The 24,358-nt window shown below is 50.6% G+C and carries 24 protein-coding genes and 1 pseudogene; 7 read left to right on the forward strand and 18 right to left on the reverse strand.

Annotated features, from left to right (window positions below):
• The first annotated feature begins 143 nt into the window (after positions 1 to 143).
• Positions 144 to 1,631, forward strand: a complete 1,488-nt coding sequence (locus tag RI501_RS09890; RefSeq protein WP_313822169.1) for an MDR family MFS transporter — start codon at positions 144 to 146, stop codon at positions 1,629 to 1,631.
• On the forward strand, positions 1,631 to 2,353 hold the full coding sequence (locus RI501_RS09895; protein WP_313822171.1) for a DUF4811 domain-containing protein: 723 nt from the start codon (positions 1,631 to 1,633) through the stop codon (positions 2,351 to 2,353). Before RI501_RS09890 ends, RI501_RS09895 begins: the two co-directional genes overlap by 1 nt.
• Positions 2,354 to 2,475: 122 nt before the next feature.
• Here the strand turns inward: RI501_RS09895 and RI501_RS09900 are convergent, their stop codons facing one another.
• Complete coding sequence (locus RI501_RS09900) at positions 2,476 to 2,715, reverse strand: MerR family transcriptional regulator (protein ID WP_313822173.1); 240 nt, start codon at positions 2,713 to 2,715, stop codon at positions 2,476 to 2,478.
• A 331-nt stretch (positions 2,716 to 3,046) separates the two neighbouring features.
• Between RI501_RS09900 and RI501_RS09905 the strand changes: the two genes are divergently transcribed.
• Positions 3,047 to 3,751, forward strand: a complete 705-nt coding sequence (locus RI501_RS09905; RefSeq protein ID WP_313822175.1) for an AzlC family ABC transporter permease — start codon at positions 3,047 to 3,049, stop codon at positions 3,749 to 3,751.
• Positions 3,742 to 4,074 carry an AzlD domain-containing protein gene (locus RI501_RS09910; protein WP_313822177.1) on the forward strand — a complete coding sequence of 111 codons (333 nt, stop codon included), beginning with the start codon at positions 3,742 to 3,744 and terminating at the stop codon, positions 4,072 to 4,074. The genes RI501_RS09905 and RI501_RS09910 overlap by 10 nt, the downstream gene beginning before the upstream one ends.
• Before the next feature lie 72 nt (positions 4,075 to 4,146).
• Here the strand turns inward: RI501_RS09910 and RI501_RS09915 are convergent, their stop codons facing one another.
• The 5 genes from RI501_RS09915 to RI501_RS09935 all read right to left on the reverse strand — a co-directional run bounded on the left by RI501_RS09915 (position 4,147) and on the right by RI501_RS09935 (position 7,387).
• Entirely contained in the window at positions 4,147 to 4,542 is a 396-nt protein-coding gene (locus tag RI501_RS09915) for a hypothetical protein (RefSeq protein WP_313822179.1), read from the reverse strand.
• Between the two features lie 92 nt (positions 4,543 to 4,634).
• The gene (locus tag RI501_RS09920; protein WP_313823207.1) at positions 4,635 to 5,174 is read right to left on the reverse strand and encodes a GNAT family N-acetyltransferase; all 540 of its coding nucleotides are present in this window, start codon (positions 5,172 to 5,174) and stop codon (positions 4,635 to 4,637) included.
• Between the two features lie 236 nt (positions 5,175 to 5,410).
• Complete coding sequence (locus tag RI501_RS09925) at positions 5,411 to 6,151, reverse strand: DUF1003 domain-containing protein (protein WP_313822181.1); 741 nt, start codon at positions 6,149 to 6,151, stop codon at positions 5,411 to 5,413.
• Between the two features lie 12 nt (positions 6,152 to 6,163).
• Positions 6,164 to 7,048, reverse strand: coding sequence for an RluA family pseudouridine synthase (locus RI501_RS09930; RefSeq protein WP_313822183.1), 885 nt, complete (start codon positions 7,046 to 7,048; stop codon positions 6,164 to 6,166).
• A gap of 21 nt (positions 7,049 to 7,069) precedes the next feature.
• Positions 7,070 to 7,387 carry a biotin/lipoyl attachment domain-containing protein gene (locus tag RI501_RS09935; protein WP_313822185.1) on the reverse strand — a complete coding sequence of 106 codons (318 nt, stop codon included), beginning with the start codon at positions 7,385 to 7,387 and terminating at the stop codon, positions 7,070 to 7,072.
• Positions 7,388 to 7,518: 131 nt separating this feature from the next.
• Here RI501_RS09935 and RI501_RS09940 point away from each other — a divergent pair, with 131 nt between their 5' ends.
• A complete protein-coding gene (locus RI501_RS09940) occupies positions 7,519 to 7,707 on the forward strand; it encodes a hypothetical protein (RefSeq protein ID WP_313822187.1) in 189 nt (62 codons plus the stop codon).
• Positions 7,708 to 7,976: 269 nt separating this feature from the next.
• Here RI501_RS09940 and RI501_RS09945 read toward each other — a convergent pair.
• The 3 genes and pseudogenes from RI501_RS09945 to RI501_RS09955 form a co-directional block, all read right to left on the reverse strand.
• A pseudogene (locus RI501_RS09945) lies at positions 7,977 to 9,064 on the reverse strand (GntR family transcriptional regulator).
• 265 nt (positions 9,065 to 9,329) lie between these two features.
• On the reverse strand, positions 9,330 to 11,105 hold the full coding sequence (gene recQ / locus RI501_RS09950; protein WP_313822189.1) for a DNA helicase RecQ: 1,776 nt from the start codon (positions 11,103 to 11,105) through the stop codon (positions 9,330 to 9,332).
• A 148-nt stretch (positions 11,106 to 11,253) separates the two neighbouring features.
• Positions 11,254 to 12,957 carry an FAD-dependent oxidoreductase gene (locus tag RI501_RS09955; RefSeq protein ID WP_313823209.1) on the reverse strand — a complete coding sequence of 568 codons (1,704 nt, stop codon included), beginning with the start codon at positions 12,955 to 12,957 and terminating at the stop codon, positions 11,254 to 11,256.
• A gap of 213 nt (positions 12,958 to 13,170) precedes the next feature.
• Between RI501_RS09955 and RI501_RS09960 the strand changes: the two genes are divergently transcribed.
• A complete protein-coding gene (locus RI501_RS09960) occupies positions 13,171 to 14,577 on the forward strand; it encodes a C69 family dipeptidase (protein WP_313822192.1) in 1,407 nt (468 codons plus the stop codon).
• Between the two features lie 80 nt (positions 14,578 to 14,657).
• On the opposite strand, the gene RI501_RS09965 is transcribed toward RI501_RS09960, so the two are convergent.
• Both RI501_RS09965 and RI501_RS09970 read right to left on the reverse strand, forming a co-directional pair.
• The gene (locus tag RI501_RS09965; protein ID WP_313822193.1) at positions 14,658 to 15,503 is read right to left on the reverse strand and encodes a tyrosine-protein phosphatase; all 846 of its coding nucleotides are present in this window, start codon (positions 15,501 to 15,503) and stop codon (positions 14,658 to 14,660) included.
• 84 nt (positions 15,504 to 15,587) lie between these two features.
• Positions 15,588 to 16,052 carry a hypothetical protein gene (locus RI501_RS09970; RefSeq protein WP_313822195.1) on the reverse strand — a complete coding sequence of 155 codons (465 nt, stop codon included), beginning with the start codon at positions 16,050 to 16,052 and terminating at the stop codon, positions 15,588 to 15,590.
• A gap of 220 nt (positions 16,053 to 16,272) precedes the next feature.
• On the opposite strand from RI501_RS09970, the gene RI501_RS09975 reads away from it, so the two are divergent.
• Positions 16,273 to 16,584 (forward strand): helix-turn-helix domain-containing protein, encoded by a 312-nt coding sequence (locus RI501_RS09975; RefSeq protein ID WP_313822197.1) that lies wholly within the window; start codon positions 16,273 to 16,275, stop codon positions 16,582 to 16,584.
• A gap of 55 nt (positions 16,585 to 16,639) precedes the next feature.
• On the opposite strand, the gene RI501_RS09980 is transcribed toward RI501_RS09975, so the two are convergent.
• From RI501_RS09980 to istB, 7 genes are all read right to left on the reverse strand, one after another.
• Positions 16,640 to 19,177 (reverse strand): M1 family metallopeptidase, encoded by a 2,538-nt coding sequence (locus RI501_RS09980; protein WP_313822199.1) that lies wholly within the window; start codon positions 19,175 to 19,177, stop codon positions 16,640 to 16,642.
• A 206-nt stretch (positions 19,178 to 19,383) separates the two neighbouring features.
• Complete coding sequence (locus RI501_RS09985) at positions 19,384 to 19,935, reverse strand: matrixin family metalloprotease (RefSeq protein WP_313822201.1); 552 nt, start codon at positions 19,933 to 19,935, stop codon at positions 19,384 to 19,386.
• A 270-nt stretch (positions 19,936 to 20,205) separates the two neighbouring features.
• Complete coding sequence (locus tag RI501_RS09990; protein WP_313822203.1) at positions 20,206 to 20,874, reverse strand: ABC transporter permease subunit; 669 nt, start codon at positions 20,872 to 20,874, stop codon at positions 20,206 to 20,208.
• 115 nt (positions 20,875 to 20,989) lie between these two features.
• Entirely contained in the window at positions 20,990 to 21,883 is an 894-nt protein-coding gene (locus RI501_RS09995) for an ABC transporter ATP-binding protein (RefSeq protein WP_313822205.1), read from the reverse strand.
• A gap of 177 nt (positions 21,884 to 22,060) precedes the next feature.
• Complete coding sequence (locus tag RI501_RS10000) at positions 22,061 to 22,603, reverse strand: matrixin family metalloprotease (RefSeq protein WP_313822207.1); 543 nt, start codon at positions 22,601 to 22,603, stop codon at positions 22,061 to 22,063.
• 315 nt (positions 22,604 to 22,918) lie between these two features.
• A complete protein-coding gene (locus RI501_RS10005; protein WP_313822209.1) occupies positions 22,919 to 23,398 on the reverse strand; it encodes a hypothetical protein in 480 nt (159 codons plus the stop codon).
• A gap of 218 nt (positions 23,399 to 23,616) precedes the next feature.
• The gene (gene istB, locus RI501_RS10010) at positions 23,617 to 24,354 is read right to left on the reverse strand and encodes an IS21-like element helper ATPase IstB (protein WP_048734105.1); all 738 of its coding nucleotides are present in this window, start codon (positions 24,352 to 24,354) and stop codon (positions 23,617 to 23,619) included.
• Positions 24,355 to 24,358 lie beyond the last annotated feature (4 nt).

The following is a 24,358-nucleotide window of genomic DNA, read 5'->3' on the forward strand; positions in this document are numbered from 1 at the left end:
TGTTAGTCGATTTAATAACTATGTCGGCTTTTCTCTCAACAGTATATATTTTATAAAACACGTGTCAAGCTAGTTGACAATTAACCGCAATCTGAGTATATTTGTTCCAGAAATAATTTTAGAGATAAAAGAGGGAATTAATTTTGGGAAATGCACTTGATACCAACGGCAAGTCCTATAATCGGACGTTACTTGTCGTTCTCCTATTGGTCGGTTCATTCTGTACGGTCTTAAATCAAACGATTTTATCGACCGCCTTTCCGACCTTAATGAAGGCATTCGACGTATCCACGTCAACCGTCCAATGGTTGACAACGGGATTCTTGCTGGTTAACGGGATTATGATCCCCATCAGCGCTTGGCTGATTAACACCATCAGTTCCAAGTGGCTCTACATTGGCGCGATGTCCATCTTCTTAGCCGGGACCATCCTGTGCTGGACGGCGCTTAACTTTCCGATGCTTTTGATCGGACGGCTGGTCCAAGCCGTCGGGGTCGGGGTGTCGATGCCGTTACTGCAAACCATGATGCTGACCATCTTCCCCGCTAACAAACGGGGAACGGCCATGGGGTTAGCCGGCATCGTAATCGGCCTAGCCCCCGCAATTGGCCCGACCCTGTCCGGGTGGGTCATCGACAACTGGACTTGGCGGGACCTCTTCGGCATGATCATTCCGATTGTGGCCGTGGTCTTAATCGCCAGCTTCTGGGTGATGCGCAGTGTCTTGGAAACTAAGCGCGAACCGTTAGACGTGTGGTCGGTGATTCTCTCGACCATCGGGTTTGGGAGCATGTTATACGGCTTCTCCTCCGTGGGGGACGACGGTTGGGGCAGTACCATCGTGCTGACCACCCTGATTGTCGGGGTCATCTTCGTCGCCCTGTTCATCTGGCGGCAATTAGTCATGGACGATCCGTTCTTGAACTTCCGGGTTTACAAGTCTAAGGAATTCACGGTTTCGGCCATCTTAAGTTCCGTGGTCATGATGGCCATGGTCGGGGTCGAAATGGTGATCCCACTGTATCTGCAAATGGTCAAAGACATGTCCGCCTTTCATTCCGGGTTAACCCTGTTAGCCGGGGCCTTGATGATGGGGGTTATGAGTCCGATCACCGGGCGGGCCTTCGACCGGTTCGGCGCTAAGCGGCTGGCCTTAATGGGGATGTTCCTGTTAACGGTCGGGACGATTCCGTTTGCCTGGATTACCAAGGACAGTGCCACCATCTACATCGTGATCCTCTACGCCGTCCGGATGTTCGGGATTGCCATGGTCATGATGCCCGCAACCACTGCCGGGATGAACGCTCTTCCAATGAATATGATTAGTCACGGGACCGCCGTGAACAACACCCAACGGCAAGTGGCCAGTTCTGTAGGGACCGCCATCATGGTCAGCGTGTTGACTAACGTTACCAAAAACGGGATGCCGGCTAAGCACGTCTTAACCACTAATCCCCTGAGTTACGCTAACCAAGCCATTAACGCCACCTTATCCGGTTACCACGCAGCCTTCTGGATTGCCATTGGTTTCAGTGTGGTCGCCTTGATTGTGGCCATGTTCTTAAAGGGCAACCGCAATCACTCAACCCACTTAGCGGATGAAGACGCACAACAAGGAGGTGCCGCCTAATGATTCTGGTAACCTTAGTTTTATCGGCGATTCTCGCCTTCGTTTGTTACGTCTACATCACCAACCGCTGGCTAGCAAACGGGCTGCCCCTCCTGATGATCATTGGAGTCATGGTCAGCACCCTGTTCATCGTGAAAAACGACCACGACCACTACGGGATGCACAACGTGACGGAAACCACGAGCACCAAGATTTACTCCGCTTCTCCTTCCAAACAGATGCCACTGATGTTGTATCAATCCGTCGGCACGGCCGACAAGCACCGGGTCTACGTCTATAAGACCAGTGCCAACGCCAAAAAGACGGCGCACACCACGGCCAAGGTCACCACGAAAAACGTGGTCAAGCGCACGTCCGGTAAGAACCGGATCGTCACCAAGAAGACCTACCGTGAATACCGGAACGGCACCTTTAAGTTCTGGTTCGGATTGGCTGACAACGGCCACCAGTACGTGAAGGAAACCAACACAATTTACATTAATAAGAACTGGACTGTCCTGAGCGCATCACAAGCTAAGAAGCTGCAGAAACTAGTGCAGTCCAAGAGCTACCAGGCTCAGCAAAAGACGGCCGCTAAAGCGTACGTCCAAAAGCAGGTCATGGCAGCCATGACCAAGGACCCGACGATGAGTGCCGCTCAACGGCAAAAGGTGATTAAGCAGGCCACGGCCGCTTACCAAGCCCAAGCCATGCAACACTTACTGCAACAGATTAAGAACTAATCAGTAGAATAGTCAAAAAGCCCCACGGCCAAGTTGTCGTGGGGCTTTTTGATTAATGATGACTAAAAAAACCGTTACGCCCTCTAGAGGTCATAACGGTTTCGTACTTCGGAGGGTGTCTCCTAATTCAATTGCGTCATCTTAGACTGGGCCTGCCGACAACGCGGCATCAAGCCAGATAAGTCACTTAAAGACGTCCCATTTTCCTGAAAACACTGAATCATATCGATCCAATACAGATCGGAATCGTCAAATTCCACGGTTGAATGGTTGGAACCTAACAGTCCGTTCTTGACGTACTCCTCGACACGGCTCTCATCGACATGCGCTGAATGCGCCAGTTCAGTCAAGTTCATCTTCATCGTCACTCCCCCACTTTCTACGTTCATTTCTCACTGATGAGAGTATCATACAGCCACCTTTACAAAAAAGCAACCTTTTCCTCCGCACTTTTTTTCTCACCTAGCGACCACCGATTTAAAGGCCGTTGTCCTTCACAATCACTAATTAGACTAACCATTGAGAGTCCCTAACTTGGCCCCAACTCCTCGCGTCGGCGGTCTGGCCAGTGTGCGCTAATTCGCTCCGGCGCTAATTAGGGCTTTACCTGACCATACCACTGTTTTACACTAGTCTTTAACCCCATTTTCTTAAATACTTAGCTCATTTTTACATAGAAAGGATTCTGATTCAATGACGCCTGACCTTTCCTTTCGCGCCGGTCTACGAGACGTTCTCCCCACCGTTTTTGGCTATATCGGGGTGGGGCTCGCCTTTGGCATCGTCGCCAATACCAGTCACCTCAGCCTCCTGATGGTGGCCGGGCTTTCCTTTATCGTCTACGCGGGATCCGCTCAGTTTATCATCACCAGTATGCTGGTGGCTCACGACCCATTATCGGCCATCATGCTCTCCACGTTTCTGGTCAATTCCCGCATGATCTTAATGAGTACCAGTCTCGCTCAGGCCTTTCGTCACGAATCGCTGACCAAAAACCTCTTGCTGGGCTCATTAGTGACCGACGAGACCTTCGCGCTCGCCATGAACAAGCAGAACCAAACTCACGGCAAGCTGAGTTTCGCCTGGCAATCTGCCGCTAACGTGGTCGCCTACCTGGTCTGGGGCGTGGCCACCATCGCGGGTGCCATCCTGGGGAGTTTTATCACGAACCCCACCCAGTTTGGGTTCGACTTCGCCCTAACCGCCATGTTTATCGGGCTGGTTTACCTGCAGTTGATTAGCGATAAGCACCTCGGCTTGACCCGGCAATTACTCGTCATGGCCTTCGTGGCACTAGCCTACTACGGGGCTTTACGCGTTTTAGATAGCAACTTCGCCCTCTTGACGGCGACCGTCTTAGGGTGTCTCTTCGGAATGGAGCTGAAAAAATGTCATTAACTTTACCAGAACTGTGGGTCATCTTAGGCTGCGGCGCCGTAACGCTGATCTCCCGCACCCTCCCTTTCGCCCTAGTCCAACGGATGCAGCTTCCCGCGGCGGTCATCGACTTTTTAAGTTTCGTGCCCATTGCCATTATGACCGCCCTGTGCTGTCAAAGCCTTTTCGTGGCCCACGCTGGTCATTGGGCCACGCTGAACCTCGCCAATTGCTACGCGGCCATCCCCGCCACCCTGGCCGGAATCTTCACTAAGAGTCTCTTGGTGGTTGTGGTAGTTGGCATCATGGCCATGGCGTTAATTCGTTACTTTCACTTTGGTTAAGATGGGTCCCATCAGGACCATTAAAATAGACGTTACCCAGCGACACTGGCTAACGTCTATTTTAACGACAATCTAATCTACCATCCGCCAATTGCCTTCGTCGGCACGCGAAATATCGTTTAAAAACTTCAAAACGCGCTTAGCCCGATCCGGCTGTTGGGTATTCAATAGGTTCAGGCCCGCTCCCGTCACCATTGGTTCACTCAACCGAAAGTCTCCGTGGCTGGCATCGCCCGTCGAAAAGGCCACAACGGTTTCGCCAGATTCGATCTGGGTGGTTAAAAAGAACAACGTGAAGTCATCGTCGGCTTGCATGTAGGCGGGCATGGCCCAAATGTCGGGTGCAATTTCTTGCATCTCACCGTCTAAAAACTTAAATTCCTTGTGATTGGCTTGCGTGACGGGCTGCTTAAGCACCAACATCATCTGGCCAAATTCGTCATCACCCAATTGTAACTGGTCCTTCATGGGAAGTTCCTCCTTATGTGTTCAGCAATTGATTCATTATACGCTATCCGCAAAAAAGACACCACGGTTAACCGTGGTGTCTTAACTTCAATTTAAGCGTTCATCACACGAACCGGTCGACCGATCTGTAACTGCATGTGATCGTAAACGTGGTCCCCAATAATCTGGGTCCCCGTAATCCGGTAACCCATCCGTTCATATAGGCGTAACGCCCCCGGATTGTCCTGGTCCACGTTCAACCCAATCACGGTCTGGCGGTCACGGCGTGCATACCACGGCATGGCTTGTAATAATTGCCGGCCAATGCCTCGTCCCTGATAGCGGGGGTCGACGGCCAGTGAGTCCAGGTACCATTCCCCCGGGCGAGCTTCCGCTTCCGGTTCGTAGGACCCGTCAAAAGCCGCATTTGCGGCGGTCAAATCCGCCATCACGTCATCGACGACGTCTTCATGTTCACCAGGATAACCAAAGGCTACCCCGACAACTTGGCCCTGGGCCTCGGCCACCACCGTAGTTGCCGCCCCGGACAAGTATGTCCGGGTACGGTAAGCTGCCGTGATGACCTCCAGCAAGTCGGGGCCTGGCACGTCCTCAAGATCGGTCAGTGCCATCTCATCATAAATCAAGTTCATCAGCGGCGCAATTTGCGGCGCGTCCGCTGGTCGAGCTTCACGAATTAACACAAAAAATCCTCCATTTCTGATAATTACCAGATTAACGGAGGATTTCTAATTTGTCAACGGATTTGCCACGTTGTGCGGTTCACTTAATGAGCCACGTGGCCTGCCGCGCGGTGACCAAAGATCAGGCCCACAACGAACAGGGTACTAGCCGTTACCCAGGTACGCATGTTGAAACTCCCTTCGTGTTACCGTGTTGGTGGCGTCTTTTGATTTGCTTCGCGTAATTCTGCCAGTTCTTGACGAATTTCACCGAGAATTTCCAATTGAAACCGTTCAATTTCCATGGTGTGGGGCAACTGGTTTTGGGCCAGATGGTCCACCTTCGCGTGCAAGAGACGTAATTCGTGTTCGGACTTCAAGTTCACGTGATAGTCGTTTTCGGCCATCATCCGATCCCGGTCCGCCGAGCGGTTCTGACTCATCATAATGATGGGCGCCTGAATCGCGGCCACACAACTAAGTACTAAATTTAACAGAATGAAGGGGTAGTTGTCAAAATTCACCCCAAATAGGTGTAGCCCGTTCACAATCATCCAGCCGAGTAAAACGAACATGAATACAAAAATAAATCCCCAGGAACCGCCAAAACGGGCCACGTCATCGGAAACCTTCTGACCGAACGTCAGGCTGTTTTTTAAGATTTCATTCACGTCCACCACGTCGTAATCGTCGCTCTGCAAAGCGCGCGTCAATTTATGGTTAATCTTCTGGGTCTGTTTTAAATCCGCGTTGATCATGGCATCCACCCGATCCAAACGATACTTCAGCAGGTGGTGCCCGCAAATATAGTCCGTCACCTTAGCCTGCGGATAATCCCGCTTAATTCGGTTTCGTAAGTTAGCATCGAGTTCCGATAATTGTAAACTACTTTCCAACGCAATTGGCTGCTGATCAACCAAACAAGTAAGTTGCTCCCCCGCTGTCATTGCTGATTCCTCCTATTGCCGTAAAGCGGTCACTAATGCTTGCCAGTCCGCCGGTACCGGGCTGGGGAATTGCCGCGTTTCCTGAGTAAATGGATCCGTAAAGGCCAACGATGCCGCGTGTAACGCTTGGCGCTGCATCCCGCCCAAAAACGGCCCATGATATAACTCATCGCCCACTAGTGGGTGGCCCAACGAAGCAAAGTGGGCGCGGATTTGGTGTGTCCGTCCCGTGTGCAACTGAACGCGCACCAACGTCGCGTTGGCGAACCGTTCCTGCACCCAGTACTCGGTTCTAGCCGGCTTACCGGCTGGGGAAACCATCTGATTATACCCGGTTGGATCAGGGGCTAACGGTGCGTCAATCACCTCATGATCGGCGGTCAATTGGCCGCTAACCACGGCCAGGTACCGCTTTTCCACCGTGTGAGCCGCCTGCATCTGACTGGCTAAGCTATTCGCCAAGCGATGCCGGGCCACCCACACCAAACCACTGGTATAGCGGTCCAGCCGGGTCACGATGTGCGGTACCCGATTCTCGGCATTTTCCGCCTGCCAAGCACCCTTTAACCGGTTCACTAGGGTATCGGTGCGGTTCGCCGGCCCAGGAACCACGTTGAGTCCCGCCGGCTTATCGACAATCACCCAATCCCGATTGCTGAACAGCACGGTAATCGGTGCGGTGCTCACGGCCACCTCGGGGTCCGCCACCTCGGGCGGTAAAATTACGGTGACCTCATCTCCTACTTGGAGTTGGACGGTCGCATCGACGTTACGGCCATTGACCCAAATAATCCCCCGTTGTTTCAAATCACTATAACCCCGGTGACTGATTCCCTGCTGACTTAAAAAACGTTTCATACTCGTAACGGGTGCCGTAACGGCCCAGGATAACTTCATTAAATTTCCCTCTCTACTTGACTATTCATCATCTAAATCAACCATCCAGTCACGCGCATCATTGTGCGTGTCTAGCCAGTCGGGGTGGGCCGCCAGGTCGGTATTGATTTGCTTAATCCGCCCGGCTAATGGAAACCGCAGAACTAAGGTCTCCGTGGTCCCTTCAACTTCTAAAAAGGGATCCCCCAAATTCACGTGACCCGTTTGGATTTTCCACGTCAATCGCTTAACGGGACCCACCAACTCACGCCCATTATCCGCAAAGCCAAGCCGGACGACGCCCGGTGCTTGCGGGGTTAACCATAACGCATCGGCACTGGTTTCTAACCGATCAATCATCTCGTCACGCCCCTTCAATTTCTTTGGTGATAATTCCCTTTCATTCTACCATAGCCCATGATTACCCGGGGAATAATTCCCCATTTTGCCGTGAAACCAGTTATAATAGAACCCATAAAGGGGGAGTTAAAATGTTAGTCGGTAAAAACATGATGACAGGGACGTTGATTATGGTCATTGGGGTGATCTTCTTTTTCTTCGTACTCTTGAAACTCATGCCCAAAATGAAGGCCGAAGTAGACGGCCGGTTCCTATCTCGGCTCTACTTAATCGTCAGTTTAGGGGTCACTTGCATGGGCGGTTGGATTTTCTTTTCGTAACCCACTAACGTCGACCGACTAGGTGCCACTGGTGCCTAGTCGGTTTTTTTAGCCGCCCCACAGTAACTAAGGCCGGTTAACAAACAAATCCTGGCTAAACTAAACCAGCTACCAATTCCGATTATGACCAGCCAAAAAACAACGCCCGGGACCTGCTCAGCTAACTGCTGAGGACTTCCCGGGCGTTGTTTTTGACGTACAATCTGCACATTTATAAAGTAATAGCGATCAGAGCTCCCCACCGGACAACTGCTAAGTCTTGGCCTCTATCACTGGTGTGGTGGCGTGGCCGAACGCCGCAGCACTAGCTGGGGATCGTAAGTGATGGATTCCACCGTTTTGTGCTTCAATAAATCGATAATCATGTTGCCAGCCGCTTGTCCCATCTGTGCCTTTTCGTGGTTTAACGTGGTCAAGGCGGGGCTCATGTATGCGGCCATCTGATAATTATCAAAGCCGACAATCGAGAGATCCTCCGGCACCCGCAGCCCCAGTTGCTTCACGAAGGCCAAAACCTGGATAGCTAGTTGATCGTTATAGCAAGCAATCGCTGTCGGCCGGTGATCATCCTTTAAATAGGTTTCGATGCGCTGCGTGATTTTTTCCAGTGCGTCACCCGATTGATACATGATCAAGTTACTTTTATAGGAAATATCCGGGTGCTGCTGGTAGGCCTGAACGAATCCGTCCATGCGGTGAACGCCCTGAATATCATCGACCTGGAAAACCCCAATGATGCTTTCGTGGCCCAAACTGAACAAGTAATCCATCAATTGTCGTTCGGCAGCCGCGTCCGCCGTAGCGATAAACGGAAAGTTCAACTGCGGATACGTTGCTTGATAATTGGCATTAATAAATAACGTTGGAATCTGGTCGTCCTTAATTTCCTGATAGAGATCCATATTGGGATTGGGAAGGGCGCTTTGGGTGGGTTCAATGATTAGCCCCGCCACCTTGGCATTTAACATGTTAATCAGATTTTTCCGTTCCTTCTCGTGATTATTTTGGGTACTCCCCAGTAACAACGAATAGCCGTTGTCTGAAATCACTTAATACCGTAAATAATCTGGGGAAAGATGTAGTCGGTGATGTGGGTGGTGACCACCCCAATCATCTTGTTATCGGATTTCTTGGACCAATCCTGATGCCAGTCCTGGACAAACATACCGCCACCTTGAATCCGGTAAATGAGGTGTTCGGTCTCCAGATCTCCCACCGCGCGCCGAACCGTGTACCGAGACACATTAAACCGTTCCATCAGTTCAGATTCCGTCGGTAACTTCTGGTCAATCGGATATTTTCCCGACAAAATGGCCTCTTTGAGGGCGCCCTTTACTTTTTGGTATTTGCTTTCCATCGTTCTTCTCCCCCCGTGCCGTTAGTCGGTACCGTTTAAATTTAACCAATTGATACTCGTTCAAATCCTGCCTATGCCTCATTCCAGCATAGCAAACTTTTCGTTTTTTTCCAATTGCGATTGCCGGCTTCTCCGCGTTGCATAAGCTCGCTGGCTTCCAATCAAATGCCAAAAAGTCGTTTGTCCCGCCTGCATGAGGCTAGGTAAACGACTGGTCGCTTTCTATTAATCCCTATGCTTGCGATCAACTGGCTCCGCAACCGCCCTATTGGGCCGCCTTCTCGGCTTGAATGGCCGCCATAAAAGCCGCACCATACTTTTCCAATTTACTGGTACCAACCCCGCGCACGCTTAAGAAACTATCATCGTCGTGCGGCTGAACTGCACACATGTCGTGGAGGGTTCGGTCGGAAAAAATCATAAACGGTGGCACGTGTTGCTCTTCGGCCAACTCCTTGCGTAAGGCTCGCAGCCGTTCAAACAGTTCATCGTCTACCGGCGTTAGCCGTTGGGCCTGTCTAGCCATCTTCCGGTAAACGGGCGTTTCACCCTTTAACACCCCGACACCCGCTGCCGTTACCTGCAACGTTGGGTATTGTCCCCCCACGCTTTGAAGATACCCGGCAGCCGTGAGAAAGTCAATCAGCTCGCCAACGCTCTTTTGCCGCTGGTTCCGCATGATGCCATAGGTTGGCAACTGATCGAGTTGTTGGTCTAGGACTCGTTTATTCTTGGCGCCGGTCAGGACTTGGGCCACGATCCCCTTGCCGTAACGTGAGCGTAACCGCACCACGCAGGACAGAACCTTCTGCGCGGCCGTGGTGACATCCTGGGCTTCACGATCGTCCTGACAGTTGCTGCACCGCCCACACGGTTGGGACGTCTCACCGAAGTACGCCAAAATAAATTGTTGCAAGCACCCCTGCGTATTCGCATACTGGCTCATCATCTGCAGTTTGCGATACGCCCGTTGTTTGTGGGGATCATCCATGTCCGATTGATCGATAAAGAAATGTTGAATCTGTAAGTCCTGCGATCGGTAGAGCAAAATGGCTTCGCTGGGGAGACCATCTCGACCGGCCCGACCAGCTTCCTGGTAGTAAGCTTCCAAAGTTCCCGGTACCTGCGCGTGAATCACAAACCGCACATTACTCTTATCAATGCCCATGCCAAAAGCATTGGTCGCCACCATCACTTGAACCCGATCGTATAAAAAGTCTTCCTGATTCTGCCGACGAACCTCATCGGGTAGCCCCGCATGGTACATGGCCACGGCCACTTTGTGATTAATCAACAGATTAGTCAAGCGTTCAACTTCCTTCCGCGTGCTGGCGTAAATAATGCCCGCCGCATCGGCGTTGACGTGTAAGTAATCCAGAATATAACGATCCGTATCCTGGTCCTTCACCACGGTTAGGTTGAGATTATCCCGTTCAAACCCTGTATTGACCTCGTTTTTAGGATCAATATCGAGTTGCTGACAGATATCGGCGGCCACTTGCTCCGTGGCCGTTGCGGTCAACGCCAAGACCTGCGGGTGGGTGGGGAGTTGCTGAATTGCCGTGCTTAAGGCCAAATAACTAGGCCGAAAGTCATGGCCCCATTGCGAGATACAGTGCGCTTCATCTACAGCCAGCAAATCAACTGGCAGCTGGCCTAGCGCCTGTAAGAAGGCAGCCGATTCTAACCGTTCGGGCGCCACATACAGTAACTTATATTCGCCTTGATGCAACGCCGCTAAGCGTTCCTGAATCTCCGGCCACGCCACGGTACTATTGATATAGGTTGCCGCCACGCCCCCTTCGTTCAACGCATCGACCTGGTCCTTCATCAAGGAGATTAATGGCGACACCACCACCGTAATTCCGGTAAACAAGAGAGCCGGAATTTGATAGCAGAGCGATTTTCCACCTCCCGTAGGCATAATGGCCAACGTGTTATCCCCCGTCAGGACGTGTTCTAAAACTGCTCGCTGGCCCGGTCGAAAGTCATCGTATCCAAACGTCGTTTTTAAGACCCCTTGGGCCGCCGTTAAATCCATCCTGTCTAAACACTCCTTTTCTGATCCATCATCAGTGGTTCTATTTTACCGGCAAACACTCGTAAGAACAACTGGCCAGCCACTAAACGATTCGTTTGACCGAAAAATGCTGTGCCGAAAGATTCGTCGACACAGCATTTGCCGTCACTCATAGATCAAAATGATAAGCCGTCACAATCGGTTCACGGGTCGTCGTTTGATCGTGGAAAAACTCCGTTTCGCAAATGGCGTTAAATGACCCCGCAATGTTCACCACGTTCGTGTACCCCCGATTTCGCAGCGCCCGGGTGACGTTATAACTACGTTTAGCCGTGGCACAGTGCAGATATACCGGCCGATCACGCGGGATCTCAGCCAACCGGTCTCTGAACTGGCTCATAGGAATGTTCTTGGCGCCCTTAAGGTGGCCCGCCGCATATTCCCCCGGTTCGCGTACGTCAATAATCGTCGCCCCAGCCTTGACGAGTTGACGAACCTGGCGAACATCAACCTGAGGATACTCGTCATTTAGGAGATTAGTGGCAACTAATCCCGCCATCACCACTGCGGTCTTCACGGGACTGACGGTTGGTTGATAAACCAACTCTAAGTCAGCTAAGTCCTCAACGGTCGCGTGCTGTTGCATCAACGTGGCCACCACGTTAATTTGACGGTCTACCTCACTTTGACCAATGGCCTGAGCTCCTAGAATTTCACCCGTCACTGGCGCAAATAACACTTTTAAATACAAGTCATGGGCATTCGGCATCAAATCCACCTTATCGCTGGGAATGACCAAGGCACTCCGGTAAGCTACCTGCGCAGCATCCGCGGCGTGTTCGGTTAATCCGGTCGCTGCCACTCGGAGGTCAAAAACGGGTAAGCCTTGCGAGCCAAGCACCCCATGTCGACGAATCGGCCGCCCGTAAAGGTGGTCTACCGCCCGCCGTGCTTCCATCTGGGCGGGTAACGCTAAGCTTAACCGCAGCGGCTGGCGCGTCAACGCGTTGGTGACCTCAATGGCATCCCCGACCGCATACACGTGCGGTAAATTTGTTTGGTAGTGCTGATCGACGCGAATTGCCCCGGTCGTTCCCAACTCAACCCCCGCAGCCCGAGCCAACGTGGTATTGGGTTGAACGCCTAGCGCTAGCAACACTGCTTGGGCAGTCACTTGGGTGCCGTCGGTTAGGTCCACCGTCCGGTCCGTAATCCTTTGTGCCGTCTTTCCTAATCGTAAGTCCACGTGTTGGTCATACAATTGCTTATGAACCAGTTGCGCCAAGTCACTATCTACCGTAGCGGAAAGGACTTGCTGCCGTTGCTCAATAATGGTCACCCGGTACCCTGCTCTGGTAAGGTTTTCGGTGGCTTCCACCCCGATAGCTCCCCCGCCAATTACGGCGACATCCGTTACGCGATGCGTCCGTAAATAGGTGTCGAGCGCCGTAACATCCGCAACGTTCCGCAAAGCAAAGACTTGCTCACCATCGCTACCCGTTAAGCTAGCCGGCCGCAGCGGTGTCGCCCCAGTCGCCAGGAAAAGCTCATCGTAGGCCGCCGTACTCACCTCATGCGTTCGCTGGTCGGTCACTTGAACCGTTTGGGCCACCGGATCAATGGCCGTTACCGCGTGGTTAACCACCACGTCAATATTATACTGAGCTTTAAATTGTTCGGGGGTCATTAAAACTAGCTCGTCGGCATTTGGCACCGTTCGTGACAGATAGTACGGCAGAGCACAACTCGAGATCGAAACGTACGCATCCCGTTCATAAATGGTAATTTGGGCCGTTTCGTCTAACCGTCTAATCCGCGCTGCGACTGAAGCACCACCGGCCATCCCACCGACAATGACGATTTTCTTTCCCATCATTAATCATCCCTTCAGATTAACTGCTGTCCGTTACATTTAGTGTACGGATTCCCCTAATCAAGTGCAAGTCTGAACTAAGTGGCCCCCCGCCTCTCCAAAATTAGGCAGGCTAGCCGCCAATTTTCGCCCCCGTCGACTGACGCGTCAGTCGTTTTCGATCACGACTAATGCTATAATACAGGTTAACTTAGCAAAGGAGTGTCGCATTCTATGACTAAACGAATTAAAGGTTCCTGTACCACGATTTTAGTGGGGAAGAAGGCCTCCATCGACGGCTCAACCATCATCTCTCGTAACGATGATGGTCACGAAGCCCTTGATCCAGAACGGTTTGTGGTGGTTAACCCCGCCGATCAACCCCGTCATTATCAATCGGTTATCAGTCGAGTCCAAGTCGACTTACCCGATAACCCATTACGTTATACATCCATTCCGAACTCCATTCTAACTAACGGAATCTGGCCCGCTGCCGGCATCAACAGTGAAAACATTGCGATGTCTGCCACGGAAACCATTACCACTAACTCCCGCGTTATGGGCATCGATCCTTACGTGGCCGGAGGTATTGGCGAAGAGGACCTGGTCACCTTGGTCTTACCGTACATCCATAGTGCTAAAGAAGGGGTCGAACGTCTAGGCGCCCTCTTAGCGCAATACGGGACCTACGAACCTAACGGCATCGCCTTTTCCGATCAGGACGAAATCTGGTGGTTAGAAACTATCGGGGGGCATCACTGGGCCGCTAAGCGGATTCCAGACGACGCCTACGTAGTCGCCCCTAACCGGATGAACATCGACGACTTCGACTTTGATGCCGACGATACGCTGGCTTCCGCCGACCTCCAAGACATGATTGAAAAATACCATCTGAACCCGGACTTCGACCAAGTTAACCTGCGTCACATCTTCGGGAGTGCGACCATCAAGGACACGGTCTACAACAACCCGCGGGCCTGGTTCGGTCAAAAGTACTTTACTCCAGACGTTGAGCAAGACCCAATGGGCCAAGACCTGCCGTTCATCTGCCACGCCAACCGGAAGATTTCCATTGAAGACGTGAAGTTCGTCTTGAGTTCCCACTTTGAAAACACCAAGTACGACCCTTACGGTAGTGGCTCCGAAGCCGACAAGACCCTCTTCCGGCCAATCGGGATCAACCGGAACCACGACGTGCACATCTTACAAATCCGTAACAACGTGCCCGCCGCCGTTGCTGGAATCCACTGGTTAGCCTTCGGCGCCAACACCTTCAACACGGTGGTGCCGTTCTACGCTAACGTTAACGACACGCCAGCTAGCTACAAGAACGCCGACGGTAACTTCAACCTGAACGACATGTACTGGTTAAGCTGCACCACGGCCCTGTTGGGGGACACCGACTACGACCTGTACGTTGACTTCCGGAACACCTTCGCGCTGGAAGCCATGGGCGCTTACCGGAAGATTCAAAACGATACGGACGCCGCAATTGCCGATCAAAGCGATCCCGAAGCTTACCTGGCCAAGGCTAACGATGCTTTAGCCGCCGAATCACTGAAGCGTCAGACCAAGCTCTTAGGTGACATGGTCATCATGGGCTCCGAACACATGAAATTACGGTACAACTTAAACGACTAAATTTGCTTTAGTAGCTGGGACGCCTGACGGGGTCCCAGCTTTTTTGTCGTCCCCCATTATCATTTCCATACGAACGCGGACTATTTGGTCAGATACAGCCGTTTCAGCTGGGCCTGCTTGGTTGGTGTTACCCCTAAGCGCTTTAAGAAGTTGGCCATCGACCCATACTTCTGGTCAATTCGTTGGGTCGCCGCCGTTAAATCACCTTTGGTCACCGCGTTGATTCGTTGTAAGTGTGTTTTAGCACGCTTGCCCGGTGTTCGCTGATTCAAGAAAACTACGTGCGGATCACGAGCGAGGTTGGTATTGGAATAGAGATACTCGCGTAAGATGGTCTGCTTGCTGACACCTAACGCTGATAAGACTAGCATGGCGCCGATGCCCGTGCGATCTTTACCATAGGTGCAGTGAAACAAGGTCGCGCCCGACTTTTGGTGTAAAAGTTGGTTAAAGAACGCCCGGTACCCCCGCAAAGCAATCGGATCACTGACCAGGCCCTGGTAGAACTGCTTAGTGGTCCGTTGGCCGTAGTTGTTGGCGACCACGCTATCCTGGTGGTAGGTCGTCCGGGCGACCCGAGGATCCGGCGTCTGTTGAATCTCTTTGCGCGACCGAAAATCTACGATGGACCGCAAGTGATAGGTTACCCGTAGTGTCCGCAGGTCTTGCGCCGTATAGTCAGCCAGTTTGCTAGAGCGAATCAACCGGTGGGGGCGCACCGTCTGTCCGTTCTTGGTCCGAATTCCCCCTAAATCTTGCACGTTGGTTGGGCCTTGTAAGGCAATATGCGTACCCACGACCGATTTAGTGGCCTTAGTGCCCACTGACCGCGTGGTCCCAGCCTGGGCCGCACAACCACTCAGCCCGCTAAATAGCAGGCCACTCAACATAATCACGACACCCACTCGCTGACTAATCGTTCTCATGCGCAACTCGACCTCCTCAATCCCTGAATACCCTCACGTTACCATAGATTAGTCCGGGCGGAGCGTTTTACGCCTAGTTCCGGTCTATTGGGTCTGCCACTGACGAAAAGCGGTCACGTAATAGGCCTCAAAGGGCCGCCCGTTGGCTTGATAGAAGGCCTGATTGGCCAACATGATGTACCCGATCAATGCGTGCCGATTATCAAGTGGTAACGCCTGACGGGGTGCCGCGGTCAGACACTGAATTTGAGTCGGCCGCGCTAACTTATAGTCAACCGTACGCTGCGTCACATACCCCTTCCGATAACTGGCGACCCGCGCCGCAAACTGCACCTCATCTCCCGCGGAGAGTGCCCCCAACCTTAAGAAGCCCAGCGTATAGTTGAACCATAAATGATCGGTGACCAGCTGGTTCGTGGCGGTGTAAATGTCTCGCAGCAACAATGTCGGTGCGTAATGGTGCCCGTAACTCTTGAATCCCGGTCGGACAAAGGTTCCCCGAAAAACGTGACGTTCCCCACTTCCCAATTTGACTAGCATCTGGCGCATCTGCCCCACTCCTATCGTCCTTAGATTACGTTTAGGATAGCATGGCGACCGTACGTTCCCCTAATCGGACGTCTTACAAATTCAGTAATGCCGTGTAGCCCTTACCGAGACTTACTCTGGGACTCGTCTATTTTATTTCTAATAAATTTACGTTATAAACGCTTAAATATAGAATATTTTGTTATTATTGACTAGAAGTTCCTGATTGGAGAGAATTTCTATGTTGGAAACGATTAGTCAACTCGTTCACGAAAAACGTAAAAGCCTCGGCTTGACCATTGAGCAACTCGCCCAACGGTCCGGCGTGTCGGTGAGTTTGATTTCGCGGATTGAACGGGGCGACCTCAAGAATATTAGCGTCAACAAACTGAATGACCTAGCCCAATCTTTGGAACTTCGGTTGGGAGATTTCTTTGTTGATGACCGATTAACTGGCGTGAAGACTTTGGCCCTGGTCAAGTACCTAGAATCGCTCCCCCGACGACGCCGAGAAACCGTGGCAGGAGCCGTTTTAAAGCTCGTCAAACATTAGCTCCAATCAAAAACACCCCGACGAAGATCTCGTCGGGGTGTTTGTTTGTCATGGATTAAGCACGGCTCGCCTGAGCCACGGCGGCGTTAACGGCCGCCTTTTCATCTTCAATCAGGCTAACCCGACTGCCGATGACCTTAGTGTCCATCTTGATTTCACGCGTCAAACCAGGCGTGTTGATTTTCGGTTCAAAGAAGGCCTTGAACTCAGCAAAGCGTTCTGGCGTGTGGAACACGCCGGCCGTCACGGTGATGTACGTGGTGAATTCCATGTCACCACCCACCGTGTCTTCCAACCATTGCCAATCGTTGCGTAACCAATCCCAAGCCGCTTGTTGGGCCGTATTGTTGGCTAACGTTCCCCGGTACCAAGCCCGCAAGTCCTGTGGCTTGACCGTATCGGCATCTTCAAAGACGCCAATCAGCTTGGTAATCAACGCGGCATCGGTCGTGGTTGTGACCGCCGCAGCCAAGTCGGCTTTGTAACTCGGATCCGTTGACGTCCGGTATTCGGCTAACAGGTGGTCGAACAACTCGGCGGACCCAAAGTGCTTGACCTCATTAGCCAAGACCAAGACCCGCACGTCTGCCGACAACGCACCTAAGTGGTCAGCGTTGGCCGTAAACAAGCCGTGAGCGTCCTGAATGGCTTGGGCGTTTTGCGCATAAAGAGCGGCGTTCAAGACGTACGGCCGGGTCAATTGATCGTCGTTAGTGTCCGTCGCTTGCGGGGTCCAACCTAACCGGGCGACCTGTTGGGCACTCAACCGATCGAAGAGCGCTTGAAGCGCCTTTTCTTCGGCGGAATCCGGCGTCACGAACTTCTTCAAGTTGTTGGCGATCCGGTAGAGCGCAGCGTTGACCACCGTTGCCGGGTTGTCCGCGAACCGAGCCAATAACGGTACCACGGCGGCGTAAGAGATCTGACGACCGTCGGCTAACAACCGCAGATCCTGTAAGACCTGTAACTGAGAAATGGCGTCTAGGTCGGCCAGGTGGTCCAAAATATCGTTGAGCAACGTATCATCGTACTTCACGATGAAGTGCGAGTTGTTACCCACGTTGACCCGGAACGGTTTGCCAGCAGCTTGCCGTAGGTCGGCATAGTTGCCTAACGTCACGGTCTGGTCCTCGAAAATCGCCGGAGCGGCCGCGTAGTTACTGTTCAACGGAATCTTCCATTGACGGCCCTGATCCTGCCCGTCACCCACAAAGAACTGGGTTTGCTTCAAGGTCAGGTTACCGTTTTCCACGGCGGCCGTGACCACTGGGTAACCCGGTTGTTCCAGCCAGGTATTCATGATGCTCCCCACGTCCATCCCGGAAGCTTCACCCAAAGCGGCCCAGAGATCGGCGCCCTTGGCATTGTTGTACTGGTGGGCTTCAAAGTACGCTTTCAGGCCCCGCCGTAGTGCATCGTCACCGACTAACGCTCTGGCCATGACCAACATCCGCGCGCCCTTAGCGTAAACGATGGCGCTGTCAAACAACGCATCGATTTCGGCGGGATCTTCCACTTGAACGTGAACGGATTGGACCCCGTCCGTGGCATCGCGTTGCAGGGCCATTGGCGCGTCGGACGTCTGGAAGGTTTCCCAGATGTGCCAATCGGGTTCAAGCGCATCGATGGCGACGTATTCCATCATGTTGGCAAAACTTTCGTTCAACCAAAGGTCGTCCCACCACTTCATGGTGACCAGATCACCGAACCATTGATGGGCCAGTTCGTGGGCAATCACGGTGGCCACCCGTTGCTTCATGTCTAAGGCCGTGTTGGCGGGATCGAGTAACAAGTAAGCTTCCCGGTACGTGACCAGGCCCCAGTTTTCCATGGCGCCCGCGGAAAAGTCCGGTAAGGCTAATTGCCAGGAATGTGGCAGTGGGTATGGCGTTTGATAGAAGTCTTCGTAAAATTCGATGGAGCGCTTGGCAATGTCTAACGCGAAATCGAGTTCGTTAGCTTGGTGCGCCTTGGTGGCGAATACACCAACTTCCACGCCACTCTTGGTCTTCGTGACCTTCTTCTGGAGGTCCCCAAAGGCAAAGGCAATCAGGTACGACGACATCTTCTTGGTAGTGTCAAAGTAGTGCACGTCGTTTTCCGTCTTGATTTCAGGCATGTTACTCAGAATCGTTTCGCCCGGTTGTTCGTCAAACTTGATGGCCAGGTCAAACGTGGCCTTGGCTTCGGGTTCGTCGACACACGGGAAAGCTTGACGCGCCGCCGTGGTTTCGAACTGGGTCCCGATAATCTGCTTCTTTTCACCATTCAGTTCGTAGTAGGACGGGTAGATCCCCATCATGCTGTCGGTCAACGGTGCGGTGTAGGTAATGGCCACCGTGGTTTCCCCGGTCTTCCCCAGATCGATGTGCAGCCCTTCGGCGGCTTCGTCTAGGGTAAATGGTACGGCGGTCCCATCGGCCGTCACGGACGAAATTGTCATGTATTTCTCATGAACGGAAATCGTGGATTCCTTAGCATCCCCGGTAATCGTGGATGTCCCACTAATCTGCTTAGTGGCCCGGTTAATGTCGATGTAGACATTGTAGTGCGTTGGTTGGAACGTCTGATAAAAGTGTTTCGATTCAGTCATGAATTCCCCTCCAAGTTAAAAAGCTATTAGAATAAATCTATTATACGCTATTCAAGGAATCGATGCCGCTATTCTGTAGCGCTTTTCTCAGCTAATTCTCATTTTATACCCAAAGACGCTGGGGTATCAGGTGGAACCGATTTCCCTGAAACCATTAATCAGACGACGAAAAAAGCCTGAGAACGACGTCTCAGACTTTGGTTAAACTATTGGTTAGCATAGGCCTTTGCTAAGGCCAGCTTATCCTGGTGATCGATACTCTTGTAACGGTTCTTGGCGTACATCACACTGTGCTTATCCTTAGAGTGACTGAGCCCTAAGGCGTGCCCAATTTCGTGGGTGGCCACGTTGGCCCGTTGTGCTTTAGTATAATTGTAAGCCGTGAGCAACTCCCGGTTTAACGTGGATTCCGCCGCTACAATTTCGCTTAACGACGTACTGTGGTGATAGAACGAATAATGAGTATATCCCGTAAACAACTTCCCGTTATTCGCGTTTAGGGTGGGCGCGGACTCTAAGGTAATGTCCGCCTTCTGACCAGCCTTCGCTAACTTTAAATGCACAATCTTCGTTTTATTCCACCGTTTAATCGCCGTTTGCCAACTGGTCCGGCAGCATTTCGAATGCCCTTCGTAACTATATGTAATCGTTCGCGAATCCCAGTGACCCCAAGAAGGCGTTTTGTAAGTCTTGGCTTGGGCGGTCAATAGACCACTCAGTCCGATCATTAAAGTGGCAATCATTAAAATGGTTTTCAAAATCCGGTTAACTCTTTGGGGAAAAATAATACTAAGCACTCACTTTCTTTACTGTCGCTGGGTTCCGTTCTGTGTTGCTTAGTATGCGACACGAAATTAGATTACCCTCTAACCACTTTGCCCAATCTGGACAGTTTCTTAGCAACACTTTTGCCGATGTGGATAGAAAATTGTTAGCTAACCGCTTACAGTTAACCGCTAACCCCTTAACCCTTCTACCTCTTGTCCTAATCGTTACTCTCTATCCACTTTTTGAATATAGTTTATAGATTAGATTTCTTTTCGCGAGAAAAAATAAAGCCCCAGCGCCATAAATAATCCGATATAGCCCAGATTGCCCCACAGCATTTGGGTATTGGTCAGATGGGTGAGTTTGGTGAGAAACGGCATGGTGACCTGGACCGCGTAGTTCATCAGGTTAATCGGGTTCCACTTGAGAGGCTCCCACTTATCGATCAATTGGAACATCAACCGACTAATCACGCCCAGAGCGAAGTACCCCACAACGCCACAAAGTGTGGCAACCAGTCCCTTCTTAAACATCGCGGCGACCAAAAAGACGACGCTCAACACGAGCCACAGCGTCACAAAGTTAGCCGTCTGGGCCGTGAGCCAGTACCGCCACAGAAGCTGGTGACTCCCCGGCATTGTTGCGGTCAACGCAAACTGATAATTGGGCCAGATCAACCGATTAACCAGGGTCAATCCGGTCGCTAGACCATACAACACTACTGAATGCGTGAACATCGCCAGCCACTTGCTCTCAAGCACTGCGGTACGTGAATAGGCTTGGGTGACCACGTTTTTCAGGGTATCAAATTCAAATTCACTTGAAATACTTCCCGCACTAGCCGCAATCATCATGAACACAATGAAGGCAGGACTGGCAAAGTCAGCAACCCAGAACTGCTTAGCCCCTATATGGGTATGATAGGCCACGCCTAACTAGGCAAAGCCCAAGTTCTGTAGAACCAAGAAAGTCAGTCCCAGCCAGGTTCCCCGGCGTTTCCACAATTTAAACATTTCTTGTCGATACAATTCTTTCATCGTTCCCCTACTCCCTCAGCATGTCCAAGATAGACTGTTCAAAATCGCCGTCCTCATGTTGCACATCTTCGATGGATACCCCGTGACTGGTCAACGTTTTTAACACTGCCGCCACGGTATCCGCCGCTCGTAACTGAACCCGAATGGGGGCGTGAGCCGTAACCAGGTACCCGTTTTCCGCCAAAATCCCCGCCGCTCGTAAATCCTGATCGGTCGTGAGAACCAAGAAATGCTGGTTTCGCGCCAGTAGTTCTTGCATGGTCGTCTGATGAACGACCCGACCGTGATCAATCACAATTAAATCTTCTGCCAATTTCTGGAGTTCTCCTAAAATATGACTGGAAATCAAAAACGTTGTGCCCTGGACCTGCTTCTTTTTGATCAGTTCCCGTAAATCCTTCGTTGCTTGGGGGTCCAGCCCGTTCATGGGTTCATCCAAAATCACCAGCCGTGGCTGATTCACTAACGCCAGTGCAATCCCCATTTTTTGCCGCATCCCCAATGAATACCCTTTGAGCCGCCGATCAATATAAGGCTCCAGGTGAAGCTCTTGAATCACCATTTGAATGCGCTGGGCCTTGTCGGCGGTCGGTCGCGCAAAAAGTTTTAGGTGGTCCCGCCCACTGAGAAACGGGTAAATTCCGGGATACTCAATTAACGCCCCCACGTCAGCCAACGCCGCGTGGTGGTTAAACGTGCTGGCTTGGCCGTTGATGGTAATGTCTCCCTGACTTTTGATCAAACTCAAGATGGCCTTCATAATGGTGGTTTTACCCGCGCCATTCGCGCCAATCAATCCCACAATGTGGCCCGGTCGGCAATCAAAATTCACGTTATGTAAGGCCTGTTTGCGCCCAAAGGACTTGTTCAACCGCCGTACCGATAATGCTGTTTCTTCCATATCATCCCTCCTCATGTACGTTGAGTATAGCAAAAATTGGTTGCAGATGTTAAAAGAACGTCTTATTAATTATTTAGTATAAAAATATATCTAAAACAATAAATCTCCTAATCATCACCCCGGCCGAAAACACAAAAAATCTTAATTGCTCATCACAACTAAGATCATATTTAATCCCTATTTACGCTTCCGGTACGCCCGTTTGATGGCCAACCGATCCTGCCGATTAACCACGGCGTGCCGGTTAGTCGCGTGCATGACACTCTTCTTACATTTAGAATGGCTTAATCCCAAAACATGGCCAAACTCATGTGCCGCCACGTTAGTCCGCTGTTTTTGCGTATACCGATGCTTCGCTAAAACCTTATGGTTCAGACTGGCCTTGGCGCCCACAATCTTGTGCATGGGCCTTTGAGCGTGGTAGCGCGAATGGGTCAACCCCGTGTACCCGGTTTGTCTCGTGTTGATCCGTACCACCACGTGGGCCTGCCGCGCCGTCTTCACCCGCTTAAGCCGCACGGTTCCCGTCTGATTCCACTGCCGGGCCGCATTTTGCCAGACCTTGCGGTAGTATGGCGACGAACCGGCATAATGGTAGGTAATCGTCCTGGTCTCCCAACTGCCCCAGTGTGGCGTCGGAATGACCCCAGCGGCCGTGACCGTGAGAGGCGTGGTCCATAGTAACAACAGACTGGCGGTTAAGCAACAAGTCAATTTCATCAGGAAACGTCCACATTGAGTCAGCATGATAGGGCCACCTTTCTTCACAGTTGCGAGTCATCGAGTTTTTATTATAGTAATCATAATATAAAACATATCAACCGTCTAGATAATTTAATGTCAAATGTTTATCTTTTATACTATTCTTTACTTTTAGATCACAAAAAAATGGTTCTACGATGTTTGGTGTTGATGGACGAAATCCACCAACACCAAACATCGTAGAACCATTTTTAATTACTGGAACTTAGAGGTCTATGTCCCAAACTCTTTATATTACATTTTATATTACATTTTTCAGAAAAAACAATACTGTTACTTCTTATAATAATATATATATTGTGGTGTACCATCATAATAAGTATCCATACTCATAAGAGCCTTTTTCCCATGATGTTTGACCACTTTATAAGTATAATTGAAGTCCATATCTCTTTCGTACCCACCAATTAGCCACTTTCCATGCTTACGATTTTTTACCAGTAAATCGCTGTGTGTTTTACTAGACCATGAGTACTTAGGCCAAGGAGTTTTATTACCCCACCATTTAACTGATGTAATAAGCTTTTTATTACGGTAATATTTAAAACCAAAAGTATACTTAGTAACTTTATAGGTTGTACGATAATTTCCTACATCATCGTGTTCTGTATTGACCCATGTCCCTCTGAATGTCTTTGGCGTTGTCGTTTTGGTAAAATGTGCCTTTGCATTTGCTGTAACAGACGTTCCCATCAGAACTGTCACAATTAATGCTAAACTTAATAATAGGGTTCTTTTACTTAATTTATGCATTCTGATCACTCCTTAAAATTTTTCTACCACTCTAGTGTATAATACTCCAAAAAGTTCAATAAGAACATAATTTTAAAACATTATAGTTATTTAAAAACAATGAGTAATAAACATTTTGTACGCTGCAAGTAGAAATATAGTAAAGGAAGCTATATACCTGTCAATAGCGGCGTAGAAATGTTGGAAAATGGCGGTTTAAAAATGTAGGTTTTTGGCGGTTAGTTTGTTGCTTTTAGGCGGTATGATTTTCCAGTTATCTTGATGATATGGGAATGATGAACTAAGCGGTCTAGAATGGCAGCGGTGACTGTTGGATTCTTGAAAATCTCGACCCATGTTGAAAGCTCGCTATTGCTAGTAATTATCGTTGAGTGTCGTTCATATCGCGCATTAATTAACTGAAAAAGAAGGTTGGCTTCGTCATGTTCTACTGGTAAATAGCCGATCTCGTCGATAATCAATAAGTCATATCGTGCATAACGGTTAATACAACGGTCTAGGGCGCCCTTCTCGTAAGCCGTATGCAGCCTTAGTAAGAGGTCATGACAGTTGATAAATAGGGTTCGTTTTCCTTGCTGACAGGCCGCCATGCCTATTCCAATGGCTAGATGCGTCTTACCGACGCCCGGACTACCGATAAAGACTAAGTTTTCTTGTTTCTCCAAGAACGCTAAGTCGCTAAAACTCTTTATTTTCTGCTGATTAATACTGGGCTGAAATGAGAAGTCAAAAGTTCTCAAAGATTTATTCTGGGGGAACCTTGCTCGTTCAACTATTCGTTGAACTTGACGTTGTTCTTGCCATTCAAGCTCCACGTCAGTGAGCTTAAGCATAGCCTCTGTAAATGAGAGTTCTTGCTCGTTGATTTGATCAAGAAAGTTTGGTAAGTACGCATGCATCTTGGCTAAACCCAAAGTATCTAAGTTGGTCATTAATTCCTGGAATTTACTATTCATTTAT

This window comes from Levilactobacillus zymae, from assembly GCF_032190635.1.
Taxonomy (GTDB): Bacteria; Bacillota; Bacilli; order Lactobacillales; family Lactobacillaceae; genus Levilactobacillus; species Levilactobacillus zymae_A.

Coding starts and splice junctions, on each gene's coding strand:
- RI501_RS09895 (WP_313822171.1), top strand. CDS start 1,631: ATGATTCTGGTAACCTTAGTTTTATCGGCGATTCTCGCCTTCGTTTGT.
- RI501_RS09900 (WP_313822173.1), bottom strand. CDS start 2,715: ATGAAGATGAACTTGACTGAACTGGCGCATTCAGCGCATGTCGATGAG.
- RI501_RS09905 (WP_313822175.1), top strand. CDS start 3,047: ATGACGCCTGACCTTTCCTTTCGCGCCGGTCTACGAGACGTTCTCCCC.
- RI501_RS09910 (WP_313822177.1), top strand. CDS start 3,742: ATGTCATTAACTTTACCAGAACTGTGGGTCATCTTAGGCTGCGGCGCC.
- RI501_RS09915 (WP_313822179.1), bottom strand. CDS start 4,542: ATGAAGGACCAGTTACAATTGGGTGATGACGAATTTGGCCAGATGATG.
- RI501_RS09920 (WP_313823207.1), bottom strand. CDS start 5,174: ATGAACTTGATTTATGATGAGATGGCACTGACCGATCTTGAGGACGTG.
- RI501_RS09925 (WP_313822181.1), bottom strand. CDS start 6,151: ATGACAGCGGGGGAGCAACTTACTTGTTTGGTTGATCAGCAGCCAATT.
- RI501_RS09930 (WP_313822183.1), bottom strand. CDS start 7,048: ATGAAGTTATCCTGGGCCGTTACGGCACCCGTTACGAGTATGAAACGT.
- RI501_RS09935 (WP_313822185.1), bottom strand. CDS start 7,387: ATGATTGATCGGTTAGAAACCAGTGCCGATGCGTTATGGTTAACCCCG.
- RI501_RS09940 (WP_313822187.1), top strand. CDS start 7,519: ATGTTAGTCGGTAAAAACATGATGACAGGGACGTTGATTATGGTCATT.
- recQ (WP_313822189.1), bottom strand. CDS start 11,105: ATGGATTTAACGGCGGCCCAAGGGGTCTTAAAAACGACGTTTGGATAC.
- RI501_RS09955 (WP_313823209.1), bottom strand. CDS start 12,957: ATGGGAAAGAAAATCGTCATTGTCGGTGGGATGGCCGGTGGTGCTTCA.
- RI501_RS09960 (WP_313822192.1), top strand. CDS start 13,171: ATGACTAAACGAATTAAAGGTTCCTGTACCACGATTTTAGTGGGGAAG.
- RI501_RS09965 (WP_313822193.1), bottom strand. CDS start 15,503: ATGAGAACGATTAGTCAGCGAGTGGGTGTCGTGATTATGTTGAGTGGC.
- RI501_RS09970 (WP_313822195.1), bottom strand. CDS start 16,052: ATGCGCCAGATGCTAGTCAAATTGGGAAGTGGGGAACGTCACGTTTTT.
- RI501_RS09975 (WP_313822197.1), top strand. CDS start 16,273: ATGTTGGAAACGATTAGTCAACTCGTTCACGAAAAACGTAAAAGCCTC.
- RI501_RS09980 (WP_313822199.1), bottom strand. CDS start 19,177: ATGACTGAATCGAAACACTTTTATCAGACGTTCCAACCAACGCACTAC.
- RI501_RS09995 (WP_313822205.1), bottom strand. CDS start 21,883: ATGGAAGAAACAGCATTATCGGTACGGCGGTTGAACAAGTCCTTTGGG.
- RI501_RS10000 (WP_313822207.1), bottom strand. CDS start 22,603: ATGAAATTGACTTGTTGCTTAACCGCCAGTCTGTTGTTACTATGGACC.
- RI501_RS10005 (WP_313822209.1), bottom strand. CDS start 23,398: ATGCATAAATTAAGTAAAAGAACCCTATTATTAAGTTTAGCATTAATT.
- istB (WP_048734105.1), bottom strand. CDS start 24,354: ATGAATAGTAAATTCCAGGAATTAATGACCAACTTAGATACTTTGGGT.